The 13290-nt window shown below is 67.9% G+C and carries 14 protein-coding genes and 1 pseudogene; 11 read left to right on the forward strand and 4 right to left on the reverse strand.

The features are described 5' to 3' along the window. The first annotated feature begins 39 nt into the window (after positions 1-39). The 9 genes from FHX31_RS18485 to FHX31_RS18525 all read left to right on the forward strand — a co-directional run bounded on the left by FHX31_RS18485 (position 40) and on the right by FHX31_RS18525 (position 10629). Entirely contained in the window at positions 40-891 is an 852-nt protein-coding gene (locus FHX31_RS18485) for a replication-relaxation family protein (RefSeq protein ID WP_184976893.1), read from the forward strand. A 307-nt stretch (positions 892-1198) separates the two neighbouring features. Next, the gene (locus FHX31_RS18490; protein ID WP_184976894.1) at positions 1199-1894 is read left to right on the forward strand and encodes a hypothetical protein; all 696 of its coding nucleotides are present in this window, start codon (positions 1199-1201) and stop codon (positions 1892-1894) included. A gap of 86 nt (positions 1895-1980) precedes the next feature. After that, positions 1981-2709 (forward strand): hypothetical protein, encoded by a 729-nt coding sequence (locus FHX31_RS18495; RefSeq protein ID WP_184976895.1) that lies wholly within the window; start codon positions 1981-1983, stop codon positions 2707-2709. A 14-nt stretch (positions 2710-2723) separates the two neighbouring features. Next, entirely contained in the window at positions 2724-3317 is a 594-nt protein-coding gene (locus tag FHX31_RS18500) for a hypothetical protein (RefSeq protein WP_184976896.1), read from the forward strand. 39 nt (positions 3318-3356) lie between these two features. Next, positions 3357-4718 (forward strand): MarR family transcriptional regulator, encoded by a 1362-nt coding sequence (locus FHX31_RS18505; protein WP_486481694.1) that lies wholly within the window; start codon positions 3357-3359, stop codon positions 4716-4718. Positions 4719-4784: 66 nt separating this feature from the next. Then, positions 4785-5774: a DUF932 domain-containing protein gene (locus tag FHX31_RS18510; protein WP_184976897.1), complete on the forward strand. Its 990-nt coding sequence runs from the start codon at positions 4785-4787 to the stop codon at positions 5772-5774. A gap of 182 nt (positions 5775-5956) precedes the next feature. Then, entirely contained in the window at positions 5957-6154 is a 198-nt protein-coding gene (locus FHX31_RS18515; protein ID WP_184977895.1) for a hypothetical protein, read from the forward strand. Positions 6155-6166: 12 nt separating this feature from the next. Then, complete coding sequence (locus tag FHX31_RS18520) at positions 6167-7195, forward strand: C40 family peptidase (RefSeq protein ID WP_184976898.1); 1029 nt, start codon at positions 6167-6169, stop codon at positions 7193-7195. Between the two features lie 554 nt (positions 7196-7749). Then, positions 7750-10629: a hypothetical protein gene (locus FHX31_RS18525; RefSeq protein ID WP_184976899.1), complete on the forward strand. Its 2880-nt coding sequence runs from the start codon at positions 7750-7752 to the stop codon at positions 10627-10629. Between the two features lie 291 nt (positions 10630-10920). Here the strand turns inward: FHX31_RS18525 and FHX31_RS18530 are convergent, their stop codons facing one another. From FHX31_RS18530 to FHX31_RS18545, 4 genes and pseudogenes are all read right to left on the reverse strand, one after another. Then, positions 10921-11388 carry an NUDIX hydrolase gene (locus tag FHX31_RS18530; protein ID WP_184976900.1) on the reverse strand — a complete coding sequence of 156 codons (468 nt, stop codon included), beginning with the start codon at positions 11386-11388 and terminating at the stop codon, positions 10921-10923. Between the two features lie 185 nt (positions 11389-11573). Beyond that, a pseudogene (locus FHX31_RS18535) lies at positions 11574-11666 on the reverse strand (VOC family protein); the annotation flags it as partial. Positions 11667-11764: 98 nt separating this feature from the next. Beyond that, entirely contained in the window at positions 11765-12259 is a 495-nt protein-coding gene (locus tag FHX31_RS18540; RefSeq protein ID WP_184976901.1) for a transposase, read from the reverse strand. Between the two features lie 47 nt (positions 12260-12306). Beyond that, positions 12307-12681: an IS110 family transposase gene (locus FHX31_RS18545; RefSeq protein ID WP_184977827.1), complete on the reverse strand. Its 375-nt coding sequence runs from the start codon at positions 12679-12681 to the stop codon at positions 12307-12309. Between FHX31_RS18545 and FHX31_RS18550 the strand changes: the two genes are divergently transcribed. After that, positions 12654-12860, forward strand: a complete 207-nt coding sequence (locus FHX31_RS18550) for a transposase (protein ID WP_184976902.1) — start codon at positions 12654-12656, stop codon at positions 12858-12860. The genes FHX31_RS18545 and FHX31_RS18550 overlap by 28 nt on opposite strands. A gap of 254 nt (positions 12861-13114) precedes the next feature. Next, positions 13115-13288 (forward strand): hypothetical protein, encoded by a 174-nt coding sequence (locus tag FHX31_RS18555; protein ID WP_184976903.1) that lies wholly within the window; start codon positions 13115-13117, stop codon positions 13286-13288. The last annotated feature ends 2 nt before the right edge of the window (positions 13289-13290 follow it).

Below are 13290 nucleotides of genomic sequence, written 5' to 3' on the forward strand. Positions count from 1 at the left end.
GTCCAGACTCCCTACCGGGACTCTCTCCCAGGGGTGCCCATGCCGCAATCACTATCTTCTGACCTGCTGGCCATCTACCCGCACATCACCAACCGGGACCGGCAGCTACTCCAACTCCTCGACGACCATCAGGTCCTGACCACCGATCAGATCCACCAGCTGTTCTTCCTGGCCCGACGTACCTGCCAGATCCGCCTCAGCGAGCTGTACGGGCTGGGCCTGCTGGACCGGTTCCGGTTCGCGCGCACCGGCGGCGGCAGCCAGCCGTGGCACTGGACCCTCGGCCACAACGGACACCGGTTCCAGGCCGCCGCCCACGAACGACCCGAGCCGACCGCCCGGGCGAGCCGGCAAGCCGTGCAACGGGTGTCGGCCAGCCCGACCCTGACCCACCTGCTCACCGTCAACGAGTTCTTCGTCCGGCTCCAGACCCACACCCGGCGCCATCCCGAGGCGCGTCTGGACCGGTGGTGGTCGGAGCGGACCACCACCCGGCAGTTCCGCACCATCACCGCCGACGGCCACGGCATCTGGACCGCCGCCGGCGCCAGCGTCGGGTTCTGGCTGGAAGTCGACACCGGCACCGAGCCGCTAGGCCGGCTGATCGGCAAACTCGACCGCTACGCCACCCTGACCCGACGCGTCGGCATCCGGTACCCGGTGCTGTTCTGGCTCGGCAGCGCCGCCCGGGAGGAACACCTGCACCGGCTCCTACGCGGCCGACGCGGCGACGTCCTCGTCGCCACCGCCACCCACGAGACGGACCCAGCCGAAGCGGTGTGGCTGCCGGTCGGCGCCACCGGCCGAGTCGGACTCGCGCAGCTACCCACCGACCACGGTCAGCCGGTGGCGGACAACCCCAACTTCGACGACGGAGTCTTCGTCCTCTGACACGACCTGTCAGCCGACCCGCCGGAATCTGTCAACGCAGGTGAAGCACATGATCACGATTACTGGTCGAGGGCGTGCTGTCAGGTCACGACGCTACGGTGCAGCTTCTTCTCTTCTGTTCGCACCGCAGCCCGTCTGTTCTCCCCGGATCTGCCCGCGCCAGCGGGTCACCCTCAGCCCACCATCCGGTCGGCCCCGTGACCCCGCCCCGCGCCATTCCCGGCAGCACTCCGCCACAGACGCCGCATCCCGGTGGCACCACCACACCCGCAGTCGAACCGCGCCTTCGCGAAGGGAGCACCCCGTCATGCCCGCACCCACCAACACGTCCCTCACCGACCAGGTCATCACCGTCTGCTTCGCCCCCGGCCAGGACGCCGACTGGTTCGCCGCCTCCGAAAAGGTCCACGACCTTCTGCAGGCCAACGGCACGCCGTCGCGCCGCTACCGCGTCCGACACCGCCGCCTCATCGGCTGGCTGACCCGCTTCATCGGCTACTACCTGCTCGACGCCGCCCGCCGCTTCGGCGCGATCACCATCGCCGCCGGCGGCCGCAAGAGCCGCCTCGACCTGACCGGCACCGCCGCCACCGCCGCACACGACGCCGCCCTGCGCTGGCGTGCCTGGCACACCCACGTCGCCGCGACCACTCCCCCGGCCCGGCCGTTTGAGGACTACCTCGCCCAGCACCACACCGATCCCGCCAAGGTCAGCGCCCACGAGGCCCGCCGACGCTTCGAGCAGCAACCCCGCGTCCTGGCGATGCTCGCCCACCACCTCGACCCATACGAACTGCCCGCCTACCAAGCCGGCGAAGCCACCTACACCGGCCTGCACTGGCGTATCGCCCTAGTCGGCGACGCGCTGATCACCACCGACGGTCGCCTCCTCACCCCCGCAGGCGGCGCCGTCGCCGACCGATTCCGCTTCCTCAACGACGCCTGCGCCTACCTGCGCAGCCTCGACCCACGCGCGCGGCTGTGCGCCGTCACCATCGCCTGACACCCCCCGACCCGAAACACCACGGCCGGTCGCAGCCCTGCTGCGACCGGCCTTCGCCATGTCCCACCGTTGGAAGGAGACCCCTGATGTTCCTGACCGATCCGGTGCTGCGGCGTATCGCCGCCGACACCAACGACGTCCTGCCCGAGCAGCAGTGGCGCCACGACACCGCCACCGACGAACCGATCGGCGACCTCGCCCGCCTCCTGCACAAGGCCGCGCTTGACTTCACCGACAGCACCACCAACTTCGACCAGGCCCTCACCAGGCTGGGTGCACTCGCCGAAACAGGCCGACGAGGACTGGCTGCGCACGCCGGCCTCTACGTCCCCGGTCACCACCAGGTCGTCACCGATGCGCTCGCCGCCCGCGAGCGGCACACCGTCCTCGGCGTCACGCTCACCGCCTGCTACCGCGCATGGCGCAACCACCGGCCGATGAACGAAGGCGACGAGCGGCACCTGCTTCTGCGGCGTTGCGACCCGTCACGTGGCGTGGCGACCCTGCAGCGCAAGGATCCGGACACGTGGCTGGTGATACCCGACGCCGAAGCCGCCGCCGTCTTCGACATCCCCTACCCGCAGCGCATCGTCGGCGAGGTCACCCACACCGAACGGGGATGGGTCCCGACTGCCTACGTCGCCCGTGCGCATCAGGTCCCGCTCGCCACGGTGTATTCCCTGCCGATCCGGGGTGAGCTCACCTCGGCCTGCCGGACGCTGCTGCGCTGGTGGAACCTGCGCCACTCCGACGCCTGGCACAACCGCACTCCCGCACAGCTCACCCCCGCCGAACTCGCCCACCTCACCGACTGACGCGGGGCAGCGTGATGCCGCACCTCAACCTGGTCGAGCGGTGGATCACCGCGGCGACCGGCCGCACCCTCGACCAACACGCCGTCGACCCCATCCCCGCCGCCGCACACCTACCCGAGGCCGCCGACGATCTCCGGCACCTACGCGACGAGCTGCTGCTCGCCGTCGACCACCTGCGCACCAGACTCCTCAACGAAGACGACCTACACGCATCCGCCGCCGCCATCACGGGATCGGCGAAGACGATCCAGACCCTGGCCGGCGAGTACGGCAACACCCGCGCTCGGATCGACGCCCTCATCGGCGACGAGACGCGGACCGCCTACGCGCTGACCCACCCTGGGCAGCAGGTACGTCGGCGCTACCTCGACCCCGGCGACACCGTGCTGGTCGTTCTGCCGCACACCGACTCCTGCCGCGCGCTCAACCTCGCCGGACACACCTCCCACATCAGGGTGGGCAGCTCCGACGCCCGGTGTCGGCCGCCCGGCAGCGTCAGCTCGGTACGGCTGTCCCACAGCGACGCCGGCATCTACCGGGACCGCACCGAGGACCGCCTCTACACGCTGCAGCCCGCAGCAGGCACACCCACCACCTCAGGCCGGTAATCGACCGGTCTCATCCCGGCGCCCTTCACCGGGCGACGAATGGCACACCTCGCACGGCACTGCGCTCCCGACGCGCGCCTGCCACCCCGGTTATCACCCGCGACCCGGCTCACCATCCGGGCGGCCTCACTCACGCCGCTATCCGAACTACGTCCCCAAGGAAGGAACACCATGAAAGACCTGTCCCTGACGCCTGCAGCGCAGGCTGTCCTCGACGCCCTAACCGATCTCGGTCAGGGCGATGTCCACGAGCTGGCCGACCGCGCCGGAAAGGCGCGCTCGACCACCGACAAGGCACTCAAGATCCTGGCCGATGCCGGCTTGATCGTTCCGGTGGACACCGACGCCGATGCGGCCGACGGCGCGTCCACCCGGTGGGCCCTGCCCGCCCCGGACGGCGCCGCCGCTGCGAAACCGGACGCTGCCGTCGATCTCGGCGACCAGCAGACCGCCGCCGCGGACGAGAACGAGCAGCTCACCGGATCGCACCTCGACACCTCGGCGAGCGAACCTGCCAACGGCGGCGCAGCTGATCCATCCCGCGACGGCCACGCGGACAAAGCGCCGGATGAGGCGGGAGACGAAACCGACCAGGACCACAGCCGCGAACGCGACGACGACAGCAGCGAGGCCGGTGAGAGCTCCGCCGTCGCTGCGGTGCAGCCGGCGCGGCCCGGTGACCGCAAGGTCATGGCCATCAAGGGAGTCCTGGCCGACTACGGCGACGCCGGTGCCACCATCGACCTCATCGTGGCCGAAAGCGGCATCGGACACGCCACCGCGTCCCGGCTGCTGACCGCGATGGAACAGGCCGACGCCGCCCGTCGACTGCCCGGCCTACCCGAGCGGTGGATCGCCGGCCCGACCAGAGCCAGCGAGGTGGACCCGAACCCGGAGCCGCCCCGCTGCCCGCTGTGCTCCCAGGTCATCCGCGGCCAAGCAAGCATGCCGATCGCCGCAGCGGCGGTGCTGCCCCTGATCCGACCGGACGGCACGCTGCACGTCGTCAACGCAGAAGGCGAAACCCACGTCGTCGCCCTGCCGCTGCGCGCACCCGCCCGCACGCCGCGCGTCGCCCGCAGCACCGGCCCGCGCGGTGACGGGACCGTCAACGCCGACGGCAGCCCACCGTTCGGCCGAGGCGAACTGGAAAGACTCACCCTCGACGTCCTGGCCGCCAACCCCGGCCAGCAGATGACCCCGCAGGACATCGCCACCGTGCTCGCCGGCCAACTCGGCCGCGCTATCAGCTCCGGGGCCGTGCGGAACAACTGCACCAAGGCCGCCGCCAGCGGCCGGATCGTCCTGGTCTCCGACGCGCCGCTGACCTTCGTCCACCCGGCGCAACCCGACAGCGACAACCCCGTCGCAACCGGCGCGGGCAGCACCGACCGGTCCTGACCAGCGCCACTTCCCTGGGGCCGAGCCGCGTGCTCGGCCCCGCCAGCACATTGAGAGGAGCATCCCGTGCCGCACGAACTCGAGACCTACACCGACGGAACGACTGCCTTTGCCAGCGCACGCCTGTCGGCCTGGCACCAGCTCGGCACCGTCACCCAGGAAACGATGAAGGCCGAAGAGATCATGGCCGCCGCCCGCCTTGGCGACTGGGGCGTCCGCACCATCCGCACCGTCGGCATCGACATCATCAACGGCGCCGAGGTACAAATCCCCGCCGACGACAAGCGAATGACCGTACGCCGCAACCCGGTCACCGGCCAGACCGAATACCTGGGCATCGTCGGTACCGACTACACGGTCGTCCAGAACGAGCAGTGCGCCGAGATGCTCGACCGGCTCGTCGATCAGGTCGGCGGCGCCCACTTCGAAACCGCCGGCAGCCTGCGCCGCGGCAAGAGCGTGTTCGTCACGATGAAGCTGCCCGACGCGATGGAGATCGCCGGGGTGGACCGCCTCGACCTGTACCTCATCGGCACCACCTCCCACGACGGCAGCGCCGCCCTGCGGGTAGACGCCAGCCCGATCCGGGTGGTCTGCGCCAACACCCAACGCGCCGCCTTCCAGCACGCCGTCGGCCACTACACCTTCCGGCACACCTCCAACGTCAACTCCCAGATCAGCCAGGCCCGCGAAGCCCTGGGCCTGATGTGGACCTACATGGAGACCTTCGAGAAAGCCGCCGAACGGATGCTCAACGCGGAGCTGACCATCCGCGAGTTCGAAAACGTCGTCGCGCAGGTATGGCCGATCAAGGACACCGCGTCCGAGCAGGCCAAAAACAACGCCAAGCAACGCCTCGGCACCCTCAAGTACCTGATCCGCGAGGCCGACACCCAGAAAGCCATCACCGGCAGCCGGTGGGCCGGATACCAGGCCATCACCGAATACCTCGACCACTACCAGCCCGCCAAGAACGACCTCGTCCGCGCTAACCGGGTGCTGACCGGCAACACCGGCGACCTGAAAGTCGCCGCCTTCGACCTACTGAAGATCTGACCGCACGACCACACCTCCGGGGCAGCGGTCACCTTGCGCCGCTGCCCCGGCGCCGAAGAAACGGGCACCTCACGTAACGCGGCCCAGCACGCGAAGGCTCGATGCATACCAAAGGACCCGCCGATGACCGGCCACCTCCGCCACCCCCGCGACAGTCGGCATGTGGCCTGCCTGCCACCGACATGCAGCGGTGGGAAGCCGACAACCCGCCGCGCTTCGACGGCACCCGCGAGGACTGCTACACCCTGCTGCCCGAGGCCGCCCGACCCGACGACACCAACCACCCGACGGGCGACGCCACGCAATGCACCGCGCCTGCCGCGCCGCCGATGAGCCTGCTCACGACGGCTCCTGTCCGATCCGCCGTCCAGCGATATTGAGAGGCCGCCGCCATGACCAGAGCCATCACCGGCATTGTCAGCCTCGTCGTCGTTGCCTGCCTCGGCCTGCCCATGCTCCTGCTGACAGCCGTCATGGGCGGCGGCTCCAGGGGGTGCGGCACCGCCGCCACACCCAACATGCATCCCTCCGGGCAACCGCCTACCGTCGGCGCCTGGGATGCCGAGCAACTTGACGTAGCCGCGACCATCATCGACACCGGCGTCACCAAGGGCGTCCCTCAATGGGGCTGGGTCATCGCCATCGCCACCGCCATGCAGGAATCCAGCCTCCGCAATCTGCCCCATATGGGCGCCCGCAACGACCACGACTCCATCGGCGTTTTCCAACAGCGCCCAAGCCAGGGATGGGGCACCGTCGCGCAACTTTCTGACCCCGCTTATCAAGCGGGCAAGTTCTTCGACAAGCTGCTCACGATCTCCGGCTGGGAGTCGATGCCGCTCACCCAGGCCGCCCAGGCGGTCCAAGCATCGGCCTACCCCAACGCGTACGCCACATGGACCAACGATGCCCTCCGCCTCGTGGAGCAGCTCACCGACACCCTCGCCGACTGCACCCCCGATGCACTGGCCGCCCTACCGGCCGGATTCACGCTGCCCTCCGACACCCCGCCAGCCGTGACAACCGCGGTGTTCTGGGCCGTTGCCCAGCTCGGCACGCCCTACCACTTCGGCGGCACGTGCACCGACCCGCACTCCAACGACCTCCACAAACAGTGCGACTGCTCATCCCTGATGCAAGCGGCCTACCGAGCAGCCGGCATCTTTATCCCCCGTACCACCACCAAGCAGGCAGACGCCGGCACACCAGTAGCCAGCCCGACGCGCCTGCTACCCGGCGACCTCATTCTGATCCCCGGCAGCAACGGCACCCCGGCCCACCCACGCCACGTCGGCATGTACCTCGGCGAAGGACTCATCATCCAAGCCCCGCAGACCGGCGACGTCGTCAAGATCACTCAGCTGAGCAGCTGGAACGACCAGATCGCCAAGATCCGACGGATCGTCCAGGAGCCTGCTTGAGAAGGGCACGTTCCTGGGTTCGGGACAGTCAGTGCCGCCGGATGCCGCTTGCCGACCGCCGTGGCCCTCGCATCTGCTCAACCATCGACTGAAGCGCGACTCGACGATCCAGGTGCGGTGGCTCCGGATGACCGTGCCCATGATCGAGCAAGAGAGGGTGGCAGCCCGTTCGAGCCGGGCCGAGTCCGGAGGACGCCTCGCCGTTGGAGGGGCGTCCTCGAGCCCTCTTGGAGCGCGGGACAGCGGCACGAGAGGACGTCAGACAACGTCTTCGACGGAATCTCCTCCGCGACACCAACACATCCACCGCCCGTCCGGTGAAGCCGCTAACCGGGCAATCTCTGGTCCGGCCGATCAGCGATCACCGGTCCGGCCCCGCCCACGCCTAAATGAACAACGTTGGTGCTGGCGCACCAACAGCCGCGCTCATCTCAGCTCGCCTCAGGAGCACGGTCATGTCGCGCGTCCGCCGGAGTACGGACCCGCAGCCTCCCGCCGAGGACGGCTCCGCTCCATTCGCGTGATTGGTTGCGGGTAAACGCTAAGATCATCCAGTGCCACGCAGCTACAAGGATCGAACGCTGAAGCTCCTCTTTGGCACGGCGGCTCACTGCGCGTACCCCGGGTGCGCGAGCCCGATCATCTTCAAGGACCGAGGACTGCTGACCCCGACGGCGCAGATCGCGCACATCCGGTCCGAGTCGCCCGAAGGGCCGCGCCACGACTCGGCGTATACGGGCGACATCAATGGCTTCGAGAACTTGCTTCTCCTCTGCGGCGTGCATCACCCTGCGGTTGACCAGCATGATTCGGCGTACACGACCGAGGAGCTGCTGGAGTGGAAAGAGCAGCAGAAACGCCAGGGTGACCGCTTTGTGCGCGACGCGGACCTCGCGGCGATCGCGCGGCGCGTTAACGGCGTTCCGCCAGTCACGCCGGACGCGGTGCTTCGCGGTCCGATCGCCCATCTGGGTGAGGCGGAGCGGCTTCAGCAGGCAGAAGAGCGAGTGGCGGAGTCTCCTCTGGAGGCGGCGTCGCTGTTCGCCGAGGTGGCGTCGAGACTCGAGGCCTCGCCGTTCGCCCGGCATGCGATCCTGCTCCGGGCCCGCCAGTGCGAGGCGCTCGAATCCGGCGGGGACTTCGAATCTGCCGCCTCCCTGCGCCTCAACCTGGGATGGGCTCTCCACACCTACGGAAACTCGTTCGCCGTGGCGGAGCACATACGCAAGCTAGACAGCAATCGCCAACACCTGTCCGAGTCGATCCTCCGATCAAGCAGCGCGCTTTCCTACGTCGCTGCATTCGGTTATAACCACGCCGTCTGCATCGATGACGTAGCTACTGCTTTCGATGCACTCCAGAGCACTGACATGAAATATACCGAAAGTGCATTGATGCTCGCGGAACAGTGCATCGTGTGGCGCCGTGTCGATCTCTTGAGCACGCGGATGGACCGCCTGCGGGATGCCGCTTTGGCGACCCCTCTCGACGATGATCACCTGACGATCCGGGCGCGCATTCTGATGTGCCTCGCCGAAGTAGCCGACGACTGGAGTCGACTTGACGGCGCTAAAGGACACTATCCGCCGAATGCCGTCGCATGGATCGCCGCTCGTCATGCGCGGCATCTGGCGATCAAGGGGCGGACGGGCGAAGCGCTCCGGCGATGGCAAGACGCCATCGACGTGGCGGTCCAGGCCGGACTCAACGACTCCGCCGCGTCCTGGCTCTATGCCACGGTCTGGGTCGCGAGGCAGAATTTCGGCCCGCAGATGAAAGCGGCGGACACTCACCTGGTCGCACAGGCGCTCAAGGTCGGCGGCAGCGGCTCAGTGCTGCCGGAGCCACAGCCGTACGCCTCACGGGCGAAGTCCAACATCCTCGACAAGCGGTGGCCCGACGCGCGACACAACCTGCACCAGCACCTCTCCTATGCGGTACTGAGCGCCGACTGGCAGGAAGAGTTCCTGGCACACCAGCGGTTCGGGGACCTGTACACGGAAACCGGACAGTGGACCGACGCGATCAGGCACTACGTTTACGGCAGCTACTCGCAGAAGTTGAAGGCCCTGGTCGGCCGGTTGCCCGACGAGCCGCTCGACTTCCATCCACCGTCAGACGATCAGCCGGCATGGGAACGCGTGGCGTCCTTCCGCTTTGTGTCGGTGGCCGCCGAGCTCATCCCCGAGGAGACGGCCCGGGAGTGGGCAAGTGCGTCATATCGCGAGCTCACCACGAAGGAGTTCTCACGCTCACCCATTGACACGTGGGGGCCTGCCTTTGGGGCGTTCGCCGGAACCTGCGGCGCCGCATCGCTGGAAGAGGCAGAAGGATTTCTAAACCTGACGCAGGACCACCTATCCGAGTCGACGCCCGACTCGTTCTTCGCGTTCTATGAGGAATACATCACGGCAGCGGTTGCCATTGCCGAAAGTCATCCTTCGCTGAGCGCCCGGGTGATCGACGCTTTGTGCGACGCCGTATTGCTGAACAATCATATTGCCGACCACGCGTCCGGCAAAGGAGAGCTTCTCTTCCGTTCGAATCCACCACACGTTTCGGAGCGCCTAGCGTCAGCGGCCTCAGAGGGAAATCGGTATGCCGCACTCACGCTCGTGCTCGCCGGTAGCGACGTCGAGCCGGTATTGGCGGCTGCTCGCTCTAGCTTCGAGCGCGACTCGCAGCCCTTCGTGTTCAACCCTGGCGTTACCACCTTCGGCACGACACTGAAGGAAACCGCCCTGCTGGTGCGGACTCTTGACGACAGAGACCGGACTACCTTCACCCATGCAATGCTGGACAGGGTGGCCGAGGTGCGCGACGCCGCCGAAAATCGTTCCGATGCCCTCATAGCGATTCTGTACCTCGCTCCCACGTTGCCGGCGGCGACGCGGTCCGCGACGTTTGACGCGCTGATGGGCTTCGTCCGGGAACCGACGGAGAGCTTGGTCGCGTTTGGGACCGAAAACGGCCCATTCGCCCGCTTCAAGTTCACCGCTGGCACGCCGCCGCTCGCTGCTCTCGCCTTGCGCGTCGCGGCCGCCCTCGCGACCACCCAGGAGCAGTTCACGCAGGTGCAGGAACTGGCGATCTCCCTGATGTATGGCGCACGGGACACCGACTGGCTCCACATCGCGCACGCACTGATCGCCCTCCCAGTGGAGGCCCTCCAGATCGACCTCCCGGTCTTCGCCGCGCATCCCAATAAGGCCCCCCGGGCCTTCGCCGCGCGCGTGTGGGTGCGCGCACCCAGCCAGTGGCCCAATCTAGGCGTCAAGCTGGCGAAGGACCCAGAGCCAGCTGTCAGATATGCGCTGGCCAGCTCCCTGAACGACAGCCCTGAGCACGACGAGGTCCGGCACCTGCTCCAAGCCGACCACCGAAGGCAAATCGCCCGAACCGCAAGAGCCCAAGCTGGGCGCCCCAGAACCTGACGCCGGGGATGAAGCTAACGGTTAATGCCGGACGACCTACCTCGCGCGCCGGTCCCTCGCCGAGCACCTCTCGAAACTACCTAAAGCGCTCCGGGTTGCCGGGGCTCCAGCCGTCGAGCTACAGCGCACGGAGTGCGACGAAGCCGCCGACGGACGATGTGCGGTCGGCGGCAGATGCGAGCGCCGAAATTCGCCAGTCGGCGGGTCCGCGGCATCTGGATCTGCGTTGGGCGTCAGTACCGCGTCTTGCCTCACGTCCAGCGAAATCGTGCAGCTGCACCGGCGGCGGACTCAGTGCTGAAGCAGGCCACCGACCGGGACGGGGACGACGTGGCCGGTCGGGGGAAGGTTCTGCGCGAGTTCCAGCCCGACGTCGACCAGCGACGATCGGCGCAGGCGGGCGACATCCGGTATTGAGGTCCAGACCGACTCGGCGATTTCGCCGTTCGGCTCGGGGCGCAGTGTGCCACCAGTAACGCGGACTCGGTAGAAGACGCCGATGTTCTGGTGCTCGATTCCCAGCCGCGCCTCGGTGGCGGGAATCACCCTCGAGTCCACGCCCAGCAAGCGTTCAACCAGCGCGTCGCAGCCGGTCTCTTCGGCGACCTCGCGGATCACCGCATCGAACGGATCCTCCGCGTGCTCCACCTTGCCCCCCGGAAGGGTCCAGTTGGTGTCGCCGGTCGGTGATACATAGCGGGTGAGCAGTACCCGCCCATCCTCGATGCACACGGCATAAGCCGCCAGCCGGAAACTCATCGGCACCTCCGGCCGGACCCTACGCCACCGTTGGGATCGTATCTGGTCCATGCGCCGGCGATCAGGTGCACGCTCATCGGCAGGACCGCGCGTCGAGCGCCGCCATGCCCGTCACTTAACGTGAAGCGGGCTGACGTGGTCAGGATGTGTGAGCGTTGGCGACTCGGCTGGCAAGTTCGGCGACGTCAAATGGCGCCGAGGAGGTCCCACCGGTTGCCGGCAATGTCGAGGAAGACCGCGACCCGCCCATAGGGCTCGGTCCGCGGTTCCGGGACGAACTCTGCCTGCATGAGGGGCCTCCTTCGTCGTTAGACGTGAGCACCCCGAGCATCCCGCCCGGGACCCACGAGGAGCGAGGCCCCGCTCCTTCATGCCATCAAGGCGTTGGGAGCAGAGAGGTCTCCGTGTCTTTGATCATGGTGGGGTAGACGACGTCGGCCAGGCGCCGCTTCAGGCAGCGCATGGCTTCTTTGTGGGTCTTTCCTGCGGCTCGTTTGGGCTGGTAGTAGTCCCGGCCCGGGGTCGCTCGTTTGATCTGGGCCATTGCCATCACGTGCAGGGCGTAGTTCAGCTGCCGGTCGCCAGCGCGCGAGAGGCGGTGGCGTCGGATGTCACCGGATGACAATTCTATCGGCGCGACACCGCAGTACGAGGCAACCGCGGACTCCGACCGGAACCTGTTGACGGCTCCGGAGCGGGCCAGGATCTTCGCGGCGGTGACGTCGCCGATGCCATGCAGATCGGTCAGGATGGTGCCGGACGCTGCGACCGCGGCGGACAGCGTCGCTGTTGCCTCGGCTATGCGCCGATCGAGGCGGCGTACCTCGCCGAGTAGTTCCACGGCGACGTGGCGCATGGTGCGGGCCAACACGGCCCGTGGGCGGATGCTGCGTAGCGCAGCGGCTGCGCTGTCGGCGGTCAGTCCGCGGGTAGGCCGGCGGGAATGAGCTGTGCCAGCAGCGCATGCAGACGGTTGACGATCTGGGTGCGGCTGCGAACGAGGTCATCGCGGTGTTCGGTGAGGCATCGCAGGGCGGCGATGGCCTCATCCACCACGGCGGTGTTGAGTCGAGCAGCGGTGTGCGCGGCGATTCCGACCGAGAGGGCGTCGGCCTGGTCGGTCTTGCGGCCGTGCCCGGTCGAGAGCATCCGGACGCGGCGGGCGAGCTTCGCGGGCACATCAACCACGTTGATGTGGTCGGCGGTCAGTTTGGCGGTCAGCGTGGCGCCGAGGCCGGTGGCGCCCTCGACCGCCCAGACGGCGTGTGACCAGCGGCCGGCGAATCGGCGCAGTCGCCGGTAACCGTCGCGAGCAGGTACGCCACCGGCTCTCCCGTGCCGGGAACCGGCAGATCAACCGGGTGCTGCACATCATGGCCACCGTCCAGCTGCGCAGCCCCACCGAAGGACGCGCCTATTTCGACTGGAAGAAGGCCTCCGGCAAGACGTCATGGAGGCGATGCGCGCGCTGAAACGACGCCTGTCCGACATCATCTACCGGCGCATGATCAGCAACGCGGTGGCCGAGGCGGCGGGCCCGGGAGGACACCGGGGAACGACTACTGACTCCAGCGTGACCGACTCTCATCCCCCAGCCGGCTCTTCGGAGCAGTCACTTCCCGGACCCGCCGAGACCCAGGATAAAACTCTCCTCCCGGCGGTGTCTTGATGACACAGAGGGGAGCCAGATCAGGATGCCCACTCGACTCAGTAACCAGCACCAACCGTGGCCGCTCCTGAGCGGTCAGCCGGCGCGTCGCTCGTCAAACTCATGGATTGGCCACCGGCGGCGGCCGTCACCGGGTTGGGCGAACTTCTTGCAGTTGTCTCATCCGGAGCCACCTACATGGCCATCAACTACGCCTTCGACCTGGGCGTTGGCACCCGGCGCGCCAACTGACC

This window comes from Micromonospora sp. CNZ286, assembly GCF_014207755.1.